The organism is Pseudomonas sp. GW822-FHT06B12 (assembly GCF_058799675.1).
Genome location: NZ_JBXALR010000008.1, coordinates 173,897 through 195,212, shown reverse-complemented (window position 1 = coordinate 195,212; position 21,316 = coordinate 173,897). Strand labels below are relative to the sequence as shown.

At 56.7% G+C, this 21,316-nt stretch carries 19 protein-coding genes; 11 read left to right on the top strand and 8 right to left on the bottom strand.

Annotated elements, in window-relative coordinates; genetic code table 11:
- Window positions 1-9: 9 nt before the first annotated feature.
- The 9 genes from rfbA to AC1RKH_RS19195 all read left to right on the top strand — a co-directional run bounded on the left by rfbA (window position 10) and on the right by AC1RKH_RS19195 (window position 8,163).
- The gene (gene rfbA, locus AC1RKH_RS19235; protein ID WP_493061665.1) at window positions 10-888 is read left to right on the top strand and encodes a glucose-1-phosphate thymidylyltransferase RfbA; all 879 of its coding nucleotides are present in this window, start codon (window positions 10-12) and stop codon (window positions 886-888) included.
- On the top strand, window positions 885-1,424 hold the full coding sequence (gene rfbC, locus AC1RKH_RS19230) for a dTDP-4-dehydrorhamnose 3,5-epimerase (protein WP_493061666.1): 540 nt from the start codon (window positions 885-887) through the stop codon (window positions 1,422-1,424). Before rfbA ends, rfbC begins: the two co-directional genes overlap by 4 nt.
- A gap of 2 nt (window positions 1,425-1,426) precedes the next feature.
- Complete coding sequence (gene rfbD, locus AC1RKH_RS19225; RefSeq protein WP_493061667.1) at window positions 1,427-2,320, top strand: dTDP-4-dehydrorhamnose reductase; 894 nt, start codon at window positions 1,427-1,429, stop codon at window positions 2,318-2,320.
- Between the two features lie 456 nt (window positions 2,321-2,776).
- Window positions 2,777-3,082, top strand: coding sequence for a hypothetical protein (locus AC1RKH_RS19220; RefSeq protein ID WP_493061668.1), 306 nt, complete (start codon window positions 2,777-2,779; stop codon window positions 3,080-3,082).
- An 87-nt stretch (window positions 3,083-3,169) separates the two neighbouring features.
- On the top strand, window positions 3,170-4,282 hold the full coding sequence (locus tag AC1RKH_RS19215; protein WP_493061669.1) for a polysaccharide biosynthesis/export family protein: 1,113 nt from the start codon (window positions 3,170-3,172) through the stop codon (window positions 4,280-4,282).
- Between the two features lie 14 nt (window positions 4,283-4,296).
- The gene (locus AC1RKH_RS19210; RefSeq protein ID WP_493061670.1) at window positions 4,297-4,956 is read left to right on the top strand and encodes a YjbF family lipoprotein; all 660 of its coding nucleotides are present in this window, start codon (window positions 4,297-4,299) and stop codon (window positions 4,954-4,956) included.
- Window positions 4,953-5,720 (top strand): capsule biosynthesis GfcC family protein, encoded by a 768-nt coding sequence (locus AC1RKH_RS19205; protein ID WP_493061671.1) that lies wholly within the window; start codon window positions 4,953-4,955, stop codon window positions 5,718-5,720. The genes AC1RKH_RS19210 and AC1RKH_RS19205 overlap by 4 nt, the downstream gene beginning before the upstream one ends.
- Window positions 5,717-7,807 (top strand): YjbH domain-containing protein, encoded by a 2,091-nt coding sequence (locus AC1RKH_RS19200; protein ID WP_493061672.1) that lies wholly within the window; start codon window positions 5,717-5,719, stop codon window positions 7,805-7,807. The genes AC1RKH_RS19205 and AC1RKH_RS19200 overlap by 4 nt, the downstream gene beginning before the upstream one ends.
- Window positions 7,804-8,163, top strand: a complete 360-nt coding sequence (locus AC1RKH_RS19195) for a VanZ family protein (RefSeq protein ID WP_123425830.1) — start codon at window positions 7,804-7,806, stop codon at window positions 8,161-8,163. Before AC1RKH_RS19200 ends, AC1RKH_RS19195 begins: the two co-directional genes overlap by 4 nt.
- A 60-nt stretch (window positions 8,164-8,223) precedes the next feature.
- Here AC1RKH_RS19195 and AC1RKH_RS19190 read toward each other — a convergent pair whose 3' ends face one another.
- The 6 genes from AC1RKH_RS19190 to AC1RKH_RS19165 form a co-directional block, all read right to left on the bottom strand.
- Window positions 8,224-9,966 (bottom strand): hypothetical protein, encoded by a 1,743-nt coding sequence (locus tag AC1RKH_RS19190; protein ID WP_493061673.1) that lies wholly within the window; start codon window positions 9,964-9,966, stop codon window positions 8,224-8,226.
- A gap of 29 nt (window positions 9,967-9,995) precedes the next feature.
- A complete protein-coding gene (locus tag AC1RKH_RS19185) occupies window positions 9,996-10,202 on the bottom strand; it encodes a twin-arginine translocation signal domain-containing protein (protein ID WP_123425831.1) in 207 nt (68 codons plus the stop codon).
- A 138-nt stretch (window positions 10,203-10,340) separates the two neighbouring features.
- Entirely contained in the window at window positions 10,341-11,735 is a 1,395-nt protein-coding gene (locus AC1RKH_RS19180; protein WP_493061674.1) for an undecaprenyl-phosphate glucose phosphotransferase, read from the bottom strand.
- 516 nt (window positions 11,736-12,251) lie between these two features.
- On the bottom strand, window positions 12,252-12,920 hold the full coding sequence (locus AC1RKH_RS19175; protein WP_493061675.1) for a winged helix-turn-helix domain-containing protein: 669 nt from the start codon (window positions 12,918-12,920) through the stop codon (window positions 12,252-12,254).
- A gap of 39 nt (window positions 12,921-12,959) precedes the next feature.
- Complete coding sequence (locus AC1RKH_RS19170; RefSeq protein ID WP_493061676.1) at window positions 12,960-13,715, bottom strand: EAL domain-containing protein; 756 nt, start codon at window positions 13,713-13,715, stop codon at window positions 12,960-12,962.
- Between the two features lie 12 nt (window positions 13,716-13,727).
- The gene (locus AC1RKH_RS19165) at window positions 13,728-14,456 is read right to left on the bottom strand and encodes a winged helix-turn-helix domain-containing protein (RefSeq protein ID WP_493061677.1); all 729 of its coding nucleotides are present in this window, start codon (window positions 14,454-14,456) and stop codon (window positions 13,728-13,730) included.
- Between the two features lie 1,135 nt (window positions 14,457-15,591).
- Here AC1RKH_RS19165 and AC1RKH_RS19160 point away from each other — a divergent pair.
- The gene (locus tag AC1RKH_RS19160) at window positions 15,592-16,722 is read left to right on the top strand and encodes a 2,5-dihydroxypyridine 5,6-dioxygenase NicX family protein (RefSeq protein WP_493061678.1); all 1,131 of its coding nucleotides are present in this window, start codon (window positions 15,592-15,594) and stop codon (window positions 16,720-16,722) included.
- A 73-nt stretch (window positions 16,723-16,795) separates the two neighbouring features.
- Here AC1RKH_RS19160 and AC1RKH_RS19155 read toward each other — a convergent pair whose 3' ends face one another.
- Window positions 16,796-16,975, bottom strand: a complete 180-nt coding sequence (locus AC1RKH_RS19155) for a PA1571 family protein (protein WP_123425836.1) — start codon at window positions 16,973-16,975, stop codon at window positions 16,796-16,798.
- 259 nt (window positions 16,976-17,234) lie between these two features.
- Between AC1RKH_RS19155 and AC1RKH_RS19150 the strand changes: the two genes are divergently transcribed.
- Window positions 17,235-19,028, top strand: a complete 1,794-nt coding sequence (locus AC1RKH_RS19150) for an ABC transporter transmembrane domain-containing protein (protein ID WP_493061679.1) — start codon at window positions 17,235-17,237, stop codon at window positions 19,026-19,028.
- Window positions 19,029-19,131: 103 nt separating this feature from the next.
- Here the strand turns inward: AC1RKH_RS19150 and AC1RKH_RS19145 are convergent, their stop codons facing one another.
- Window positions 19,132-21,060 carry a transglycosylase SLT domain-containing protein gene (locus AC1RKH_RS19145; RefSeq protein WP_123425837.1) on the bottom strand — a complete coding sequence of 643 codons (1,929 nt, stop codon included), beginning with the start codon at window positions 21,058-21,060 and terminating at the stop codon, window positions 19,132-19,134.
- Window positions 21,061-21,316 lie beyond the last annotated feature (256 nt).

Sequence of the window (21,316 nt, the reverse complement as noted above, 5' to 3'; positions counted from 1 at the left end):
ATCCCCCATATGAAAGGCATCATTCTCGCGGGAGGCTCCGGCACCCGCTTGCATCCCATTACCCGCGGTGTATCCAAACAACTGCTTCCGATCTACGACAAACCGATGATTTATTATCCGTTGTCGGTATTAATGCTCGCGGGCATTCGCGAGATATTGATTATTTCCACCCCGCAGGACTTGCCCAACTTCCAGAGCTTGTTGGGTGACGGATCCGCTTTCGGTATTGAACTCAGCTATGCCGAACAGCCTTCCCCCGATGGCTTGGCGCAAGCCTTTCTGATCGGCGAGCGCTTTATCGGCGACAGCAATGTGGCGCTGATTCTCGGCGACAACATCTTCTACGGTTACGGTTTCAGCGCCGCGTTGCGCGAAGCGTCAGAACGACAGACCGGCGCTACCGTGTTTGGTTATCGAGTCAACGACCCCGAGCGTTTTGGTGTTGTCGAGTTCGACGGCGAGGGTAAGGCGGTTTCGATCGAGGAGAAGCCTAAACGTCCGAAGTCCAACTATGCAGTCACGGGTTTGTATTTCTACGATAACGACGTGGTGAACATCGCCAAACACGTCAAGCCCTCGATTCGCGGCGAGCTTGAAATCACTGACGTGAACAACGCTTATCTGCAACGCGGGGACCTGCACGTCAGCGTGCTGGGGCGTGGTTTTGCCTGGCTGGACACCGGGACTCATGATTCATTGATGGAGGCCGGGCATTTCGTCCAGACCATTGAAGCACGCCAGGGACTGAAAGTGGCGTGTCTTGAGGAAGTGGCCTACCACCAGGGGTGGTTGTCGGCCGAGCAACTGGATAAACAAGCTACTGCGTTATACAAAACCGGTTACGGTCAATATCTGGCGCAGGTACTGGCCACGGAGCCTGCGAAATGAATGTCATCAAAACCCGGTTGCCTGGCGTACTGATTATCGAGCCCAAGGTGTTCGGCGATGCTCGTGGGTTCTTTCTCGAGAGTTATCACCAGCAGCGTTATCGCGATGTTGGAATCGAGTTGCCTTTCGTGCAGGACAATCACTCGCGCTCCCAGTATGGCGTACTGCGTGGTCTGCATTTTCAGCAGACCCGGCCCCAGGGCAAGTTGGTTCGGGTAACCCGTGGCGCGGTTTACGACGTGGTAGTGGACATCAACCCAGAGTCTGCCACGTGCGGCGAGCATGTGGGGATCGAGTTGACCGCCGATGATCATCTTCAGTTGTGGGTCCCGCCAGGTTATGCCCATGGTTTCTGTGTGCTCAGCGATACGGCCGATTTTCAATACAAATGCACTGACCTGTATTACCCCGAGGATGAGGCCGGCCTTCTCTGGAATGATCCGGACCTGAACATTGCCTGGCCCTTGAAGTCGCCTCAACTCTCGGAAAAAGACCAGCGCCATCCGCGCTTGCGCACACTGTTGAGCGGGGAGTGACCATGCGGGTTCTAGTGACCGGAGCGCAAGGGCAGGTCGGGCGCGAGTTGCTGCAAAGAGTACCGCCCGGGTTCAGCGTGATTGGCTGCGGCTCGGGCGATCTGGATATCAGCGACCGGGCTCAGGTCCAGGAGGTTTTGGCGCGAATCAAGCCACAGTTGGTGATCAACGCGGCGGCCTATACCGCGGTGGACAAGGCTGAGAGCGAGGTCGAGCGGGCCTACGGGGTGAACCGGGACGGCGTTGCGCACCTGGCGTTGGCGGCCGAAGAGCTTGGTATTCCGCTGCTGCATATTTCCACCGACTATGTGTTCAGTGGCGACAGCGACAGTGCCTACAAACCCGGCGATGTCACTGCTCCCTCAGGTGTGTATGGGGTGAGCAAGCTGGCCGGCGAGCAGGCGCTGCAGCAACACTGTTCGCGCCATGTGATTCTGCGAACCAGTTGGGTTTTTGGTGCCCATGGCAACAACTTCGTCAAAACCATGCTGCGCCTTGGGCGCGATCGGGATGAGCTGGCGGTGGTGGCGGATCAACGTGGCTGTCCGACTTCCGCTGGCAGTATTGCCGATACCTTGTGGGCCCTCGCAGAGATTTTTCAACGCGACGGTGCACTCAAGTGGGGCCTGTATCACTACAGCGGCGCTTCCGCCTGCACTTGGTACGACTTCGCCGATGAGATTTTCAACCAGGCTCAGGCGCTGGGTGTACTGGAAAAACGCCCGACCTTGAAGGCGATCACCACCGCCGAGTATCCGACTCCGGCCAAACGACCCGCCTGGTCCGTGCTGGATTGCCAAGCCCTTGAGCACGCTCATGGATTGGCCCCTCAAAGCTGGGCGCGCGAGCTGCAACAGGTGCTGCAGCAACTGGGAAAAACAGCTTCCGAGGCCTGAACATTCGCGTTGCCGCTATGTGGGCGGACATTCAGTTTATGGTTATTAACAGTCTATATTTAACAGTGAATGTTATTAATGGGCGCTGTTTTACCTGGAACTTCCCATCGCGATAAAACCCTCAAGGTCAATGCGGTGGGAGAATCCTGACTAATAATAACAATAGGCCTGAGGAGCGAATGGCTGTTGCTCGCCAGTTTGCGCTGAAAATGCCTCGTAAAGTGCTAAATGTCGTAGAAGGTCGTCAATAGTACCTGTTCTGCGCAGACGCTTGGCTCAGGGGCTGTCGATTGTCGGTCTATAGCGTGCAACACCTGTAAATGACATGCTCCAAAGGAGGCAATGTGCATGAACTGCCCCGTTCAATCCAGGGGAACAGTTTATATACCGGCTGTTCCATTCCTGGCCACTTAGTATCAAATCTTATGAAGAGTTGATGTCGAGAAGGAGTTTGATATGAAGAAACTACTTGCGGTTGGCTTGCTGGCGGTCATGAGCACCGCAGCATTGGCGGCAGAACCCCAGACCTTGACTGCCCCGGTGGCTGCGACCCCGGAGGTGGCCCCAGAAGTGGCTGCGGAAGCCCCCCTCTCGTTGAGTACCCCATTGATCGGTGGCGTCACAGTCGGAGGAGGTGTGCTGGTCGGCTCCGCTGTTGTCGCTGCGGCGGTGGCCGCTGCAAACTCGGGTGGCAGTTCCAATGGCGGAACGCCCGGAACTACCGGCACCACGGGTACTACCGGAACGACTGGCACCCATTGATACCCTCTGAAGTGTGTTGCTCAAGATCACTCAGAACTTTCTGGGTGATCTTGTTTCAGACTTGCCCTCGACTAGCGTAGTGCCATTATGATCCGTAGGTTTTCTGTTGTAATGCTGGCAAGTATTAGCTTGCACGGTTGTATGTTTTCGCCTGGCCAACATATGGATACCCGGCCATTGGTTCGTGACGGTTCTTCGGAGAGTAGCCGGGTGGAACTTATTCCCATCACGCCTAAATTGATTGCCATGGATACCGCCGCACGTGTTCGCGAGTCGGTGCCTTCGGAGTTGTTGTCCTATTCGCCGGACGGTTATCGCGTGGGTGCCAATGACTTATTGTTTATCACGGTCTGGGATCACCCCGAGTTGACGGCACCGTCGGGGCCGCAACAGCAAATCGATGCCAACGGTCGACTGGTGCGTCCAGACGGCACGTTGTTCTATCCCTACATTGGTAATGTCCCGGCTGCCGGTAAAACCATCGAAGAGCTGCGAGCCTTTATCGCCGAGCGCCTGTCGCAATTTGTCGAAAGCCCCCAGGTCGACGTCAGCGTATTGCGTTTCGCCAGCCAGACGGTGGTGATTTCCGGCGCCGTGGCAAGGGCCGGTCAACAGCCGATCACCACTAACCCACTGAGCGTGGTAGAGGCCATTGGGGTTGCCGGGGTGGATCCGCTGAACGCAGACCTGTCGGGCCTGACGCTGACCCGCAACGGGCGTGAGTACCGGCTTGATCTGGACACCCTCAATCGTCAGGACTCGCAGTTGCACAGGGTCTACCTCAAGGGGGGCGACCAGCTGTATCTGCCTTATAACGATCTCAAGCGGATCTATGTCATGGGCGAGGTCAATCAGCCCCGCGCGCTGAGTTTCAAGAGCAAATCGATGAACCTCACCGACGCCCTGGGCACTGTGGGGGGCTTGAACCAGACCACCTCCAATGGCAATGCGGTGTATGTGATTCGCGGCGCGGACAATCTGGAAACCGAGCCGGCCAAGGTCTTCCAGCTCGATGCTGAATCACCGTCTGCCCTGGTGCTGGCCACCCGTTTCGACTTGCAGCCGCAAGACATCGTTTATGTCGGCCCGGCCGGCGTGACGCGCTGGAACCGTCTGATCAGCCAACTTCTGCCTACGGCCAGTGTCCTCGGGACCGGCGCCAGCTCCGTCAACAACCTCAGCGAAGCTAACAGCAGATAAGGCTCAATCAAGCAGTGAACATTTTGCCTATCAGCGCCTATCTGACGATGGCGCTACTGCTGTGCGGGTGCAACCCTTTGATGCAGGCCTCCTGGGACACGCTTAAAGCGTCTGCCACGGGGCCCGCTTCCATCGAGTTGACCCGCGCTCAGGTCGATGCCGTGCCTTATCCGCAGATCCTGGTCACCACCGCCACCAACGAGGGGGTGATGGCCATGGCTCGTCAACGTGGCGACCTGGAGTTTTGGGTCGCTTCCGGTAAACAAGTGCTGATGCTGCGTAACGGTTTGGTGGTGCGCACTGTCGGGCTGGGCGTTTCCCTGGACGGCACTCGCTTCAGCGGCGAATCGCCCTTCAAGCGCGGCCTTCAGCACTTGCCCGACGGCTACGCCAGCACTCGCTGGATCGATATCTACGACGGTTCCCGTGTTGGCATCCCGATCAACAGCCGCTTCAGCACCCACGACATCGAGAACATCAGAATTCTCGACAAGGATTACGCCTTGCTGCGGATCGATGAGCAGGTGGATGCGCCCACCCTGGATTTCCACGCCACCAACCGCTACTGGGTCGACCCTCAGGACGGTTTCATCATGCGCAGCGAGCAGCATCTGACGCCGCAACTGTCCCTGAAAATTGTGCAGTTGCGCCCTGATCGGGGAGCTGTCCGGTGAAGTGTTCGAACCTTTTGTTGCTTGGCCTGTTATTGATCGGTCCGGGCGTGGGCCAGGCGGCCGTTACCGTCAGCGGTGATGTCCGCAGCTCCGGCCAGTTTGAAGTCAAACCCGGTGCCCGTTTGCTGGACGTCATTAGCGCATCTCAACCCAACGCCGAAAGCTACTGGCTGGGCGCGGCATGGCTGCACCGCTCGTTGGTGGACAAGCAGACCCGGTTGAAGGCCGGGGTATTGTTCGATCTGAAACTGCTGCAGCGGGTTGCCTTGCTCGATGACAGGAGCACGCGAGCGACCTTGAGCGCGCGCCTGTATGAGCAGATCGAACGGTTGCCGGCCACCGGGCGCGAGGTCGCGGTACTCGATCCGATCGCCCTGGAGGTGGGGTTCGCCCGTAACGCTCTGCTGGATGATGGCGACCAGCTGATTTATCCCGCGCGGCCGTCCACCGTGGAAGTCTGGGGGGCCGTCGCGCAGCCCTGTCATGTGCCCTACAGCGCCATGCAGGAGGCCCGCATCTATGCCCAACACTGCGCCATCCTCAGCGATGCCGAGAGCGATTATCTGTGGCTGATCCAGCCCGATGGTCAGGTGCGGCGCGTGGGCGTGGCGGCATGGAATCGCGAGGAGGGCGTCGTGCCGGCCCCCGGCAGCAGGATCCTGGTGCCGATCAAGAACGACGATCCCGATTCGCCGACCCCTGAGCTCAATCAACAACTGGCCGAGTTTCTCGCCACTCAACCCCTGGCTGAGGTGGCCCCTTGAAGTTACGTTTTGCTGCTGTATTGCTCTTGCCCTGCGGATTGGTTCATGGCGAACCGCGTTACACCCAGAACGATTTCGGTGGTGTCGGTCTGTTACAGACACCCACCGCGCGCATGGCCCCCGCCGGGGAGTTGAGTGCCACTGCCAGTCGTACCGACCCTTACTCGCGCTATAGCTTTTCCCTGCAACCGTTCGATTGGCTGGAAAGTTCGTTTCGCTACACCGCGATCACCAACCGCAAATACGGCCCCGAGGCGTTTAGTGGCAATCAGAGCTTCAAAGACAAGGCCATCGACGTCAAGGCACGGCTTTGGGAAGAAAGTCACTGGGCACCGCAGATCGCAATCGGGGCCCGGGATATCGGTGGTACCGGGTTGTTTTCCAGTGAGTATTTCGTCGCCAACAAGCGTTATGACAATCTGGACTTCAGCCTCGGCATTGCCTGGGGCAATCTGGGTAATCGGGGGGATTTCAGCAACCCGCTGGCGGTGCTTGGCAGCAAGTTCAATGATCGGCCGCAGAGCGATGCAGCCGTCGCCAGGGCAGGTGGGGTGAACTCCAATGCTTATTTCAAGGGACGCCCATCGTTGTTTGGCGGGATTGCCTATCAAACACCGTGGGAACCGCTGAGCCTGAAAGTCGAGTATGAGGGCAACGACTACCGGAACGAGCCATTGAACAACCCGATCAAGCAAGATCTGCCGATCAATATCGGCGTGGTCTACAAGCTCGCCGACAGCGTCGATCTGAGTGCCGGCTGGGAGCGTGGCAACACTGCGATGTTCGGCATCACCCTGCACACCAATTTTGCCAGCCGCAAGGCGCCGGCCAAGACCTACGACCCTCCCGCCGAGCCGCTGCCGGCACGGGAGCCGTCGACCCCGGCCGACCAGGTCAACTGGGCCAATGTCTCCAACCGGCTGCAGCAAAATGCCGGCTACAAGGTAAAGCGTATCACCCAGCGCGGTTCGGAGCTGATGGTGTATGGCGAGCAGTCCCGCTACTTTTACCCGGCCAAGGCCGTGGGGCGGGCCAGCCGGATTCTCGACAACAGCGTCAATCAGGATATCGACTGGTTCACCTTGGTGAACCAGCGTTATGACATGTCGATAGAGGAAACCAGCCTGCCCCGGGAAACGTTCCGCGCGGTAGTGAACAACGAGCAGTCGCTGAAAGATCTGCACCGCTCAACCGAAGTCAATCCGGCGGTTGCGCACCGGGAAACCACGCTCTACACCCAGGCCCTGGATCCGTTCAGCTACGGCTTCGGCCTGGGTTACAAACAGAACATCGGCGGCCCCGACGGACTGCTCTATCAGTTCACCGCCGATGCCGACGCGGAGTACCGTTTTACCCGCAATACCTGGTGGAACGGCTTGCTCAGCGCCAACCTGTTGAACAACTACGACAAGTTCACTTACGACGCGCCGAGTGGATTGCCCCGGGTGCGGACCGATCTGCGCAAATACCTGACCACCTCCGATGTGACGATGCCGACGTTCCAGCTCAACCATGCAGTGCAGCTGGACAAGGATTTGTATGGGATGGTCTACGGCGGCTACCTGGAATCCATGTTTGCCGGGGTCGGCAGCGAAGTGCTGTATCGACCCATGGGACAACGCTGGTCAGTGGGCGCCGATCTGAACTTCGTGCGTCAGCGTGATTTTGATCAGGGCTTCGGTCTGCGTGATTACCGGACCGTGACGGGCCATGTCACCGGCTATACCGAGCTGCCCAATGACTTGCAAGCGGCGGTCAGTGTCGGGCGTTATCTGGCGCGGGACTGGGGTACCACCGTCGACTTGTCGCGGGAGTTCAATAACGGAGTGAAATTTGGTGCCTGGGTCACCCTGACCACCGCCTCGAAAGAACAATATGGTGAGGGCAGCTTCGACAAGGGGATCTATATTTCCATCCCGTTCGACGAGTTGATGAGTACTTCGACCATGCGCCGGGCCAATATCGTCTGGGCTCCGCTGACCCGGGACGGCGGCGCGCGCCTGGGCCGTGCCTACTCGCTACAGACCATGACCGACGGGCGTGACAGCGACCGGTTCTACAACAACTTCGAGAAAATTACCGAATGATGGCGAGACTAACGCGTTTGACCGAGATGCCATTCTGGCTGCGGGGCCTGGTCTTTGTGGGGGTGACCGCGATTCTGCTGACCGCGGGCTTGCGCTCTCAGCCGATCCCGGAGCTGTTTGCCCAAGAGGATAAGCTTCATCACTGGCTCGGCTTCCTGGTCTTTGCCTGCAGTTGCCGCCTGGCCTTTCCCCGAGTGAAGTTGCTCTGGATAGCCCTGGGCTGTTTGCTCACTGGTTTGCTCATCGAGGGTGCGCAAGGTTTGATGCCGCTGCGCACGGCTTCGCCCTACGACATGCTGGCAAACAGTTTTGGCGTGCTGACGGGCTTGCTGATCGCCTGGCGCTGGTTGCGTTGAACAGGTGTTGAGGCGCTTGGCGGTCTGCTGGTATGGGGTGGGCGGGGCGAAGTTGCTACCTCATACCAGCCCTATGCATTGCCAGGGAGCGACGCCGGGTGCGTCTGTTCGAATGAAGGTAATGGTGCTGCCCGGGGCAAGCACTTTATAAGGCCCCAGGCTGCCCAGGGCGAGGTTTCCCCCGGTAGCGAATCTCACCGGGTTGGAACTGACCAGCAGGGTCAAGGTTTCTCCCGGCATGTGATAACCGTCGATCGTTTCTATTGTCAGCCCCGGGCCAAACTCGACGTTGACCAAGGCATGGGCCTTGACCTCAAGGCGGCGTCCGGCATTGAACGACACAGTGGAATGAACACCGCTGCTCCCGACGCCAGCCTTGGACGGTGAATCGAGCCTGACGCCGGCATGGTTGCTGCCGACCACCAGATTCGACATGCTCCCCGCGACGATGGGGGAGCGGATCGATGCCTGGCAGTTCTTGCCGCAATCCAGGCCGGTGACGACATTGGCGAAGCGTGGCGCGATCAGCTCCAGCCCGGCCGATGAGTTCTTTTGCTCGATCGCGGTTTTAACCGTTTCAAACCAGGGTGCAATCATCACGATGTTTTCGCAGCGATCGATTTCGATGCCGACATCGGCGTGCTGAAAGCTCGGGTTGGTGAAGGTTATGTTGTTGGGTCTGATGTCATAGGCGGGATCGAACCTGCCGATATAGGAACCCAGGCCCACAGGCCCCAGGCCAGACGCGCCATCGAATCGACACTCGTCGAATTCGATATGTTCGCACTGCCCCATCAGCACCAGGCTCCGTGCTGTCGCCACGGATCGCTGAACGAGCACATGAGCGACATGGCCGAACTGCATGGGGGCCTGATAATTCTTATAACCCCCCACCAGCCGTAGACCGTCCCCGGCAAAATCTTTGATGAATAGGCGACGCAGCTCGAAATCCCACAAGCCGCCGTCGCGGCCCGAAACCACTGCCTCCAGGCTGATGCCGTCCTGCAAGGGGTTATGCACGTAGTCTCCAGCCAGGGTAAAGCCTTCCAGCAACACCCCCCTGATCTTGCCCGCGGGCATCCGGATGAATTTCCGTTCTGCGGAGGGCAGAGATCTGATTACCGTGCCGTTCCAGCTTTCGGTACCCAGACGACCGGCGATATGCCCCTTGCCGATGGCACGAGTGCCGTCCACCAGATCGATGTACTCGGCATTGAGCACCCCGTCCGGCAGCTCGATTTCATACCCCGAGGCAAAGGCTCGATTGATTGCTGCCGTGTGGTTGAGCCGCGAGGCCCCGGAGGTCACATCGTCTCGCTCTGCTTTTGTCATGAAATCGAACAGGCTGTGACGTTCCCTGAGCTTATCGCCGACGGTGCGAGATTGCGTGCCCGTCCCCGATTGCAGAAAACCCACCATGTTCGGACCCGTATCCGGGTCGGCGGCGTTGGCCAGGTTCCTCTGGATCATCTGCCCATCGGCATTCGGGACGTACCACACCGTGCCGTTATAGACCTTCTTGAGCACATCCTGGGTGTTGAAGTATTCATCGCCGCTCTGCAAGGGGCTGCCATCCGCCCGAGTGGTGGGGTCAGAGGTCTCTCGGCGAGAATTCGAGTCGGCCATCGCCTTTACCTGGGCAAACACCTGATCGGTATCGGCTTTCCATTTGCTCAGCGTTGGCAGCGGGCCGGACTCGGTGGGAATGCTTTCATCAGCCCCGCCATGGACGAAGCGGTGCTGTATCCGGGAGGCGGCATCCGAGCGCTGGGCAGCCTGGGCTATCAGCGTGGTATTGGCCATGAGTGTTTCCAGGGTGGGATCGGTCGACATTAGAGGTTCGCCAGGCTCAGGGGAGCCACAATGTGCATGCTGTTGAACAGTTGCTCGCACGCTGCGTTGACCCGTTCAAGCGGGGCCAGATCGTGCTCGTGCGGCGCCGGTTCTTTCGGTTGCAGCAGCGCCAACTGCCCAATCGTCAGGCCTGCAGCCCCGCAGGCTGTGGCGGCTAGTAGTTGGCGTCGGGTGATAGGGCGCATGAGTCAACCTGAAATGGGATGGGCCAGGATGGGCGGGGCGCTCCGGCGCAGTCAGTGACCTGACTGCGGGGATCGCAACCCCGTTCGCAACAGACTGAAGAATAGACAGACTATGGGCGGGCGCGAGTGTCGCAGCAGCTAGTAGATATCCTTGGAAAAGAGCGTGAAGGGCGTCTTGATCAGGATCTTTATATCGAGCCACAACGACCAGTTGTTGATGTAGTTGAGATCGATCTCCACGCGTTTCTGCATCTTGTCGAGGGTTTCGGTTTCGCCACGGCAGCCACTGATCTGGGCCAGCCCGGTAATGCCCGGTTTGATCCGATGGCGGGCCATGTAGGCGCGGATCTTGCCCGTGTAGTAGTCGTTATGGGCGGTCGCATGTGGGCGAGGCCCGACCAGTGCCATATGGCCTTGCAGCACATTGAAAAACTGCGGCAGTTCATCGATGGAAGTGCGTCGGATAAAACGTCCGATCGGGGTAATGCGCGGGTCTTGACGGCCGGCCTGCTGGACCTGGTGGTCGTCGTGCAGGCGCATGGAGCGGAATTTCCAGACCTTGATGATCTTGCCGTTCCAGCCATGCCGCTCCTGTTTGAAGATAATCGGGCCCGGGGAAGAGATTTTCACCGCGACGGCAATCACCAACAGCAGTGGGCTGAAGCCGATCAGCGCCAGGGCGGCCAGGCTTCTGTCGAGCAGGGTCTTGCTCAGCGCCGCCGTAGGGTAGCTGGTTAGCGGGCTTTCATTGAGGTGGATGGCGGGCAGGCCGTCGAGCTCGCTGACGGAGTGATTGAGCAAGGTCATGCTGCCCAGGTCGGGAACCCAGACCACATCCACATTCGAGTCGAGAAGATCGATGTAAAGCGCTTCGACCTGTTTGGCTTCGCTCAAGGACAGCGCGATGTACAGCCGTCGGATATCGTGAACCCGAATCAGCTCGCGCAGCTCCTGCAACTGGCCCACGATCCTGTGAGTACTGACGTTGGTCGACAGCTCGTTGGGTTTGGAGCTGATCAGACCGACCAGCGGCGGATATTCGGTTTTCGCCAGTTTGTCTGCCAGTTTCACCGCCAGTTGGTCGGTGCCGATGATCAGGGTGTTGTATTGGCTGTGCAATTGCCGATGGTAGTGCCTGGAAAAACCATGCAGGGGCAGGTACAGCAAGGCCTGCAGGCAATAACCGGTCACGGCCCAGATCAGGACTATTTCCCGGGAGAACAATTCGCTGGTCTTGCTCAGAAAACCGATACTGGTCAGTCCGGTCAGCGTCAGCAGCCAACCCAGCAGCAGGCGTCCAAGGCCTGTGAGGTAACCGTGCCGCTTGTGATAGACCTGCAGCAGGGAGTAGGAAGGGACCGAACCCAGAAACGTAAGAACCGCCAGCACACGATAATGGGCGTCGATTTCTCCGGTCTGGTACAGCGCCAGCGCAAATAGCAATGCACTGACCGACGTTATGGCAATTGCCCATTGCCCCCAGAAGGTAAGTCCTTTAGTTATGCTGTTCCGATTAATACGATTATGTACCATAGCGGTATCCCTCGGGCGTGCGCCACGTTATGTATCAGTTGACGGTTGATAAATGGCAGTCACGGGAAAAGGCTTGGCGGGCGCGATTTCATACGAAGTTGTTTTTGTTATTAGCGTTCGGGAGCGGTGGGCTGGTGACTGACCATTGAGGTTGTTTTTTATATAGAGGTGTCAGCTGATACGGTTGTCTCAGTGTCCGGTTTTTATACTAGTACCTTAATCTTTGTGGGTGTCTGACGAATTATAACGGTCGCACTGTCGTGGGCTTTGTTATAAAAGGTCGTGCTCTTTGGTTTGGAGTACATGGCAAAGTCGTCTATATAATTACAGCGTTCCGGCAGGTGCTTGCCGGGGAGGAGGCGAGGGGAGGATGCTGGACAGGAACTATGGCGTGGATGATGTACGAAAGGTGGGAGGCAGAAGCAGCCGCGCGAGGAGGGGAGGCTGTTAAGTGATGTCTGTGTATCTGATCGGGGCTGGGAGTCGCATTTATTGTTATTGTTTTTGCGAACTCGCTCAATAAGCGACTCTTATCCTTTGGGCCAGGCAATAACCGCGGTTTCTCACCGAACGAACAAGACGCTCTCCGTTGGCGGCGTCCTTGAACTTTTTTTGCAGTCTGCTCAAACACATCTCAAGACCGCTGTAGCGTTCCGGGTCCTTATCAATACCTAGAATCAGATCTGTCTTGCTGAGTACCCGACGATCGCTGATAACCAGTTGTGTGAGCATCAACGATTCGGTACCCGTCAATGGGATCGTTATATTTTCTTTGACCAGGGTTCGCTCTTCCGCGCTAAACCACCAGATCTCAGGATTGGCTTGTGGCTCTTTAACCCGGCTTACTGCCGAGATGAACTCCTCGTCGGCCACCGGCTTCTTGAGAAAGCCATCGATCCCGAAGTGCGAGAAGTGATGGAGTTCCGAAGGCTCCGCGTTGGGCGTTATGAGTATGATTTCCGCATCTTTTTGATTCTTGCGGATAAAGCTGACATCACTCAGCGATATGTCCGCCTGATCGAGCAGGATGTGCGTGAAGCGATTCTTTCTGATTCGCTCGCTGCTGAGTTTACCGGACTCGATTTCAAAAGCTAAACACAGGCGTTGTGCAAGAAGCGACTCTATTGCTTGTCGTGCCAGTTGGTCTCGGGTGAAGATTAAAAAGTTGTTATTTGGCGTATTCATCATTAGGTTCCTTCCTGGAATAGTGAAGCTTTTGAGAGCTTAAATAACCTCGGTCGGTGAGTAGTATCGCCCCTGGAAAAAGTCGAAAGGCATGCTGCGGGCCAGCGTGTGTAGCGCTTTGTGCTCGACTCGGTCCGCGATGAACTTGATCTTGCTGTCATGGATCATACGGCTCAGGCAGTCGTAGGACCTGTTGAAAAAGTCCTGACTGTTTTCGACCATGATGTCAAAGTTGGAGCGGGTCAGATCCACTTTTATATAATCAAACAATGCCAGGCTGATCAGCTTTTCGGCGCTGTTATCGCTTAAGTCATAACCATCAAAAGCGATCTCGATCCCATTGTCTTTTAATAAATGGATGTGATTGATAATGGTTCTTTTTTCCTTTAAGTTGAGCGAGCTAAACGAGCTGCTGTTGAGGCTGGGGATCAGCTGTTTCTCATGCTCTTTGAGTGTCGCTTGAGCGTTGTGCATTTCCTTGATGAGTGCCTTGTCCAATAAAGAGGACTGATTCATGGTCACGAACAGCTTGTTTGGAGTATTGACGGAAGGGCATGGCATGGCCTCGATTTGTGAAATGGCATTCAGCTGGATCCGTGTCAGTATTTCGCGATAGATCGTCAGTGGATGATCGGGATGCAATGGCTGATACCCCTGGCCCAGGGGAATATCCTGTTGTGTCGCCTTGGCATATATTTCACTGCCGAACAGTTCATCGTTTCGTTTGAGAATCGATTGTCTGAAGAAAATCAAAGCGAAGCTTTCTTGTGCTATGTGCTGCCTGCTTGACGCCATGACTCAGTCCCTTTAAGAGTGAAAATTTGTTTGTTTTACAGATACGACCCCTCGAAGTAGTCGGTAGCCATAACCGCGAACACTGTGAATTATGTTAATGCCAAAGTTCTTTTTTATTTTGTTTCGAAGCCGGCTTATGGATTTTTCCAGGACCCGTGAATCGTAGAGCTTTATATTCAATCCCATGGAGTCGGCCAAGCAATCATGGTGCAAGATATTACCGGCTGCGTTGATCAGTGCATCCAGAGCTTTCATTTCCTGGTAGGCGAGATCCAGTTTGTGTTCGTCGTCATATAAGTGTAGGCACGTATTATCCAGCGTCAACTTGGCCGTGGGCTGCCATTCAGGGCTTCTGAGCAATGTTGAAATTAGTTTTGTCTTTTCATTCTGGTCGTTAGGTACATTGATACAGTGATCGGCGCCAGCCAGGTAACATTCAACTTTTGTGTGCGGAGAGCGATAATTGATGGCGACAACAATGGCCGGCTTTACATGTTCTATACGTAATTTTTTAATCAGTTTCAGGCTGTCATTGAGCGTCGATGGACTTTCAATTTCTATCAGAATTGCATCGAGAGTTTGAGTGTCGATATCAAGTGACAGGGTGGGCGGATGGTCCAGTGTGTAAATATGTGTAAAGTTTGGCACAAACAGCTGTTTTAGTTTCTCTGTCGAACGCCAGGTGCGCCCAATAGCGAGAATACCCCTCTGATTGTTTTTGATCGTGCTCTCGGTGTTCATCGTGAAATTACCTATATGTGCTGGCGTTGCAATCTTAATACACAAAATTCTGATGTTATCTGACGTTTTATAACATTTCCCGGTCGTGAACAGACGCCCAAGCGGACCACTCCATCGCTAGTGGCTTCAGTTAATTCAATGGCATAGGCAACTGCTGGGGCGCCATTCCAGTTGTTTTTGTCATATCAGACTTAGTTGATGTGCCGCTTTCACTCGGATTAGGCTCTTCGGTTGACATTTCCCAATGTCGCACTAGCTGGGCAATAGGGCGGTGTGACTGATCTCTCGGATCAGGCTACAGAGAGAGGCACTACTGAAAAGTTTGCGTATGAATTGAGAAGGGGTACACATTTCTGAGTGTTGGAGTTGACTTATAAGGATGTTCCACGGAGCTCTATGGCCGATGCTGGTGCACGCTCGGAGGCGTTCAATGCAAGTCTCGCCTCTTTTTAGAGCGAGTGGGTGGGGGTCTATATTAATTGACTTCTATTATGTTTGTAACATTTTATGTCAAAAGCCAAGTCTGTGAACTTGCAGTTGTTCTGTCTGGTTGTGGAATAAAATCACTAAGAGTTGATATTAAAGAGCCATTAGTTTCGTTGGGCTTATTGTTTGAGCTGCTGCCACAAGCAACGCCTGCGAAAGAGCGATATTTTGCTTGAGACCGCTGGATTTCCCTGCTCACCAAGGAGGGGCTCTCCCGCACAGGGATGTGTGTCCGGCACCTGTCAGGCTTTGGGTGCACCCGGTAGGGCTGGTTGATATTTCCTACGCAAAACACACTGATTGCCTTCGCGATGTAGGGCCGCATCCTATGCGCACTATTTTCTCCTGTACCTACAGTCAAATTGTCTGCATTCAGCAGGCACGGGTAATCACAGGAGAACGAGATGCTTGAGCTCACTGAGGCTGTGCAACAGTTGTTGGATCGGACTACCGCTCAGGTAAGGCAGGAGTCCAGTCGCCAGGTAACAAGCGTGCTGCGTTACACGAATCGAGAGGACGGACCGCCCTGGGAAATTACCTGGGCTACGAGGAGTAAAGATCAAAACCAATGAAGCTCAGTGTGGCCCGGCTCTATTGGGGGGGGCGGGTCATGCGCTGTTCATGGGCACACGCATTCTGGAGGTGATAGATGAACACTGAGGCTTGGCGGGGTGTGCAAAGGCTGTTGGATGACTACGTAAAAGTAAGACCCGATGACCGGGTGATGGTGATTTACGCCAGCGATAGTGAAGAGCAGGCGGCTTGGATAAGTGTCGCGTTGGAATGCCGGCAAATCGCTTTTTGTCGGGTCTGGATGCAGCCTCTGCGCGACATGGGCTTCCAGGAGCGGCTCTTGAGTGCAATGCCATCACCGAGTTCATTCCGCGGGCGTATCGTCGTGATTACATTGGAACGGGACACGTTGTCCCATCATGAAAAGCTGCGCATCGCATTGGCCCCTTACGAGCGTTCGCGTCGCTTGGTGTTTCGGATCATCAATGCATGCGAGGCACTTTTCTCGACTGCATTGCAGGTGGGTCCCGACACACTGTCAGCGCGCAACACCGCGATCCTGGAGCGTGCGCTGGTGTCGAACCGAATGAGGATCACATCGCCTGGTGGAACAGATTTGCGGATCGTGCTGGATAACAATCAGTATCGCTGGGTCAGTAATCGCGGCAGCGCTCGTCCAGGAGGTACCGTGGTGCTGCCAGCGGGCGAAGTGGCCACTTTTCCCGCTTCCGTTGACGGTGTTCTCGTCGCTGACTTCGCGTTCAACGTCAATGCTCTCACTTCTCAAGATGCCCGGTTGCAGGATCACCCGGTGACGGTGGAGATAAATGAACGACGCGCGGTACATTGGGCATGCCAGAACCAGTCGGTTCAGCGCTTTCTGGATGAGTGCTTCAGTCAATTGTGCGTTCGGAATGTGGGCGAATTGGGACTCGGTACCAACATTGGCATCACGGCCAGCCTGAAGCTGAATTCGCACATCAATGAACGCTGCCCTGGTGTTCACATCGGGTTTGGTCAGCACAATCAGGATCCCGAACGGGTGGGCTATGACTGCCGCCTGCATCTGGATCTGATCGCCCGTGGTGGGTCGGTCTGGTTCGACGATGACCCGGTTCCGCTCGATCTGGCAAAACTGCTGCCCTCCATCAATCCCCACCCTGTCAGCCCTAGGGACGAAGATGCCTTTCAGCCGGATGACGATGGAATCCTGGAGGACTGCTGCGGCGTGATGACATGTGACGGTTTGAGGCTGACCAGCGCCTGACGTTATGAGGCGGCGTATAGCTAGCATAAAAAAACCGGCCAGACGGCCGGTTCGGAAGACGTAAGGCTATGCATCAGTCTTGCTTGGCAGGCTTGACCAACCGTTGTTCCAGTTCGCGGCACGCACTCTGGATCATATCTTCAGTGATCGGTACTTCGCGCCCTTGGGCGTCAATAATGGCGCAGCCCAGAGACTGGTGGGGCTGGGTGCGGATCACTTGAATCTTGTCGTCGCTGCTATGTTGCAAGGACATGGCCTGTCTCCTCATCAGGTTGTGCGCTTACTCTAAAACCACCAAATGACCAAGCTGTGACAGCTCCCTACAGGGTGACAAGGCGGCCATACCAGTCCACCAGAAATAGCCTTGGACTTCTAGCCGGACTTTAGACCAATAACATCTAGGCTCTATTGTCGGCGGTCATATTTAACCTGACTCATTGTGATTTACAGGGTTGCGGCGGATCGACCGGTGTAGGCTTGACTGGATTGATCCCTTCAGTTTTCGCTTTCGGATGATCCTCATGCTTTCTGCTCGTCACCGCCGTGCGCTTCGCCTGGCCAGTCGTTTTGTCGCGCCGTACCGTTGGCAGGCGCTCGGTGCCTTGCTGGCGCTGATCGTCACTGCCGGCATCACCTTGTCCATGGGGCAGGGCATTCGCCTGTTGGTGGATCAGGGCTTCATGACCCAGTCACCGCAGTTGCTCAATCAGTCCATTGGCGTGTTCATGTTGCTGGTGTTCGGTCTGGCGATCGGCACCTTTATGCGTTTTTATCTGGTGTCGTGGATCGGTGAGCGCTGCGTGGCGGACATCCGTCAGCAGGTGTTCAATCACTTGATTTACCTGCACCCAGGGTTCTATGAGAACAATCGCAGCTCGGAGATCCAGTCGCGCCTGACCGCCGACACCACGCTGCTGCAATCGGTAATCGGTTCGTCGCTGTCGCTGTTTTTGCGCAACTTGCTGATGGTGATCGGCGGGATCGTGTTGCTGTTTATCACTAATCCCAAGCTCACCAGCATCGTGGTGGTGGCGCTACCGTTGGTGATCGCGCCGATTCTGATCTTCGGTCGCCGGGTGCGCCGCCTGTCGCGTTTGAGTCAGGACCGTATCGCCGACATCGGCAGCTATGTGGCGGAGTCCCTCGGTCAGATCAAAACCGTGCAGGCCTACAACCATCAGGTGCAGGACGAACAGCGTTTCGCAGTCACCGTGGAAGAGGCTTTCGATACCGCGCGAAAGCGTATCGTCCAGCGCGCCTGGTTGATTACCCTGGTAATCATGCTGGTGCTGGGGGCGGTCGCGGTGATGCTCTGGGTCGGCGGCATGGACGTGATGGCCGGGCGTATTTCCGCGGGCGAACTGGCGGCGTTCGTGTTCTACAGCCTGATCGTCGGCAGCGCTTTCGGCACCTTGAGCGAAGTCATTGGTGAGCTGCAGCGGGCGGCCGGTGCGGCTGAGCGGATTGCCGAGTTGCTGCGTTCGGAAAACATCATCCAGCCACCGGTCTCGGGGCAGGTGACATTGCCTGATCGAGTGCGTGGCGATTTGCTGCTCGAAGATCTGCGTTTTTCCTACCCCTCACGGCCCGAAAGCTACGCTATCGATGGTTTGAGTCTCGCGGTCAAGGCGGGCGAAACCCTCGCGCTGGTCGGGCCTTCGGGGGCTGGCAAGTCGACGGTTTATGACCTGTTGCTGCGTTTCTACGATCCGATAGCTGGCCGCATCCTGCTGGATGGCGTGCCGCTGACTCAACTTGATCCTATGGATTTGCGTCGTTGCTTCGCACTGGTCTCGCAAAATCCGGCGCTGTTCTTTGGCAGCATCGAAGAGAACATCCGCTATGGCAAACCCTCGGCGACCTTGGCCCAGGTCCAGGAAGCGGCGAAGATTGCCTATGCTCACGATTTCATCGAAAAAATGCCCGATGGCTACCAGACTCATCTTGGTGACGGCGGCCTTGGTCTTTCCGGCGGTCAGCGCCAGCGCCTGGCCATTGCCCGAGCGTTGTTGGTGGATGCGCCGATCCTGCTGTTGGATGAAGCCACCAGTGCCCTCGACGCGCAGAGCGAACACTTGATCCAGCAGGCGCTGCCCAGCCTGATGAAAAACCGCACCACGCTGGTCATCGCCCATCGCCTGGCCACAGTAAAGAACGCTGATCGGATCGCGGTGATGGATCAGGGAAAACTGGTAGCGATTGGCACGCACCACGAGCTGATTGCCAGCAATGCGCTGTATGCGCGGCTGGCGGCGTTGCAGTTTGTAGGCGCTGCCGAAGGCGGCGATCTTTTCGGGGCTGAATGACCACTGTAGGAGCTGCCGAAGGCTGCGATCTTTTGATCTTGCTTTGATGCTTCAACAAAAAGATCGCAGCCTTCGGCAGCTCCTACATAACCGGCATTACCGCTTACAAATCGTCGAAATACCGCTCATGCCAATCCACCAGCGGCTGCGGCGAGTTGAGCTTCTGGCCGTAGATCACCGAGTAGGACAGCACGTTCTGTACGTATTGGCGGGTTTCGTCGAACGGGATGCTTTCCACCCAGACATCGAAGCTCAGGTGGTTGGCACCGCTTAGCCACTGGCGAACACGGCTGGGACCAGCATTGTAGGCGGCGGTAGCGAGGACCCGGTTGCCGCTGAACTGGCTGTGGACCTGACTCAGGTAGGCCGCACCGAGCTCGATGTTTTTGTCCGGGTCCAGCACTTGCTGCGGCGAGGCCAGCGGAATGCTGAACTTGCGCGCGGTTTCCTTGGCGGTGCCAGGCATCAGTTGCATCAAGCCGCTGGCGCCGACGCCGGAGCGGGCGTCGTCCATGAACGCGCTTTCCTGACGGGTAATGGCGAACACCCAGCTCGAATGCAGGCCACGGACCTTGGCTTCACGTACCAGGGTTTCGCGGTGAGCCATCGGGAAGCGAATGTCCAGGTCGTCCCAGTATTGCGCCTGGCTGATGGTGCGGATCGCCGGGAAATACCACTTCAGGTCATAGGCCAGTTTCGCCTGGGCAACCATTTCGTCACGGCTGAAATGGCGGCTGACGTAGTACCACTCGCGGCGCCCGTCGACGATCTGCCCGCGAGCATGGAGCTCCAGCGCCCGACGTACGCCCGGCGTGTTGCGAACCTTGTTGATCAGTGCCTGACTCAACACCAGTGGTTTGTTGACCAGCGAATAAGGCGATTGCGAGCGGTCAGCGGCAAGGAATCCATAGAAGTCACGCTCACGCGCGAGGCTCTTGTACAGGGTTTGCGCTTCCGGGTTCTGTGGCTGGGCCAGTTCCAGGCTGCGGGCCTGCCAGTAGCGCCAACGGTTGGTGGTGGCCAGATCCTGCGGCAAGCGGCGTGTCAACTGATACGCGTCGTCCCAGCGCGCCAGGCGCAGCAGCAAGCGCAAGCGCCACTCGGAAACGGTGTTATCGCGCAGCTCCGGGTCGTATTTGGTCATTACATCAAGGGCGCGGCTGTCGAAGCGCCGGGCCAGAGTCAGGCCAATTTCACGGGCGATAGCGACTTTTTCATCGCGGGAAAAATGCATGCTGCTGGCGTAACTGTCGAGCAGAGCCATCGCCCGGTCCGGGTCCTGGCGCGCGAAGCGGCGCAGGCCAAGGCTGACAATGTCGGACATGGCTTCATCGGCCGGGGTGAAGCGTGAAGGCTGGTCGAGCATTTCAGGTCGCTGCGCGACCTCAACCAATAAGCGCCCGCGGGGTGCCAGGGTAGTCATGTTATTGATCAGGCTGTTGGCCAACGCATAGTTGCGTGCGTGAGCGGCCAGTTTGACGCGCTCCCAGCGTTTTTGTTCGGTCAATTGGCCCTCGGCGGCCCATTGCGCAAACAATGAATCGCAGGTTTCAGGCTGGGATTTGCCGGTCAGCCAGAGCTTTTCAGCGTTGGCGTAACCTTCGGACTTGAGGTTGTGACCGATCTGATATTGCGCGTTGAGGCAGTCCAGTTCAGTGAAATTGAGCTTGGGGTCGTAGTACTTGACGAAGGTCGACCAGTCGCCGCGATCAGCCAACCAGCGCAACCAGCGCAACTTCATCCAGTTGGCTTGCGGTAGGTCGCCGTGCTCGGCGAGGAATCTTTCGATTTCGTCGTTGCTCGCGGTTTTCAGGCGGGCGGTCAATTCGTCGTAGGCGAGGTAAGGCTCCAGCGGATAGTCGCTAAGGGCCTGGCTGTAGCGAAAATACGGGCCCGTATCACCCTTGGCCAAGGCGCGCTTGGCCTCATCGTAATACTGGCGCTGGGTGAACAGGTCCACCGCCTGGGCGGATTGGACGGCAGTGGCAGAAAGAAGCAAACAGGATAACAAGCTGAAAATGCGACTGCGCATGAGACATCCGGGCAGAGAAATCATGACAAGTGCCAGCAGGTGCCAGCACTGATTGCCTGTAGCTTAGCCTTTTGCCAGCAACCGGTGAAAGCTTTGCCGGCTCGTTGGCACAAGTTCGCAACAATTGTTGTGCTTGGGGGGCGTTCTCAATCAGTTTCCCCACCGCGCCGGGTCTGCTGTTGTGCAGGGCAAGGCGCGAGAAGCGTGGTTTGGTCATTCCAAATAAGCTTCGAGCAACGCAGCCCTGCGCAACAGC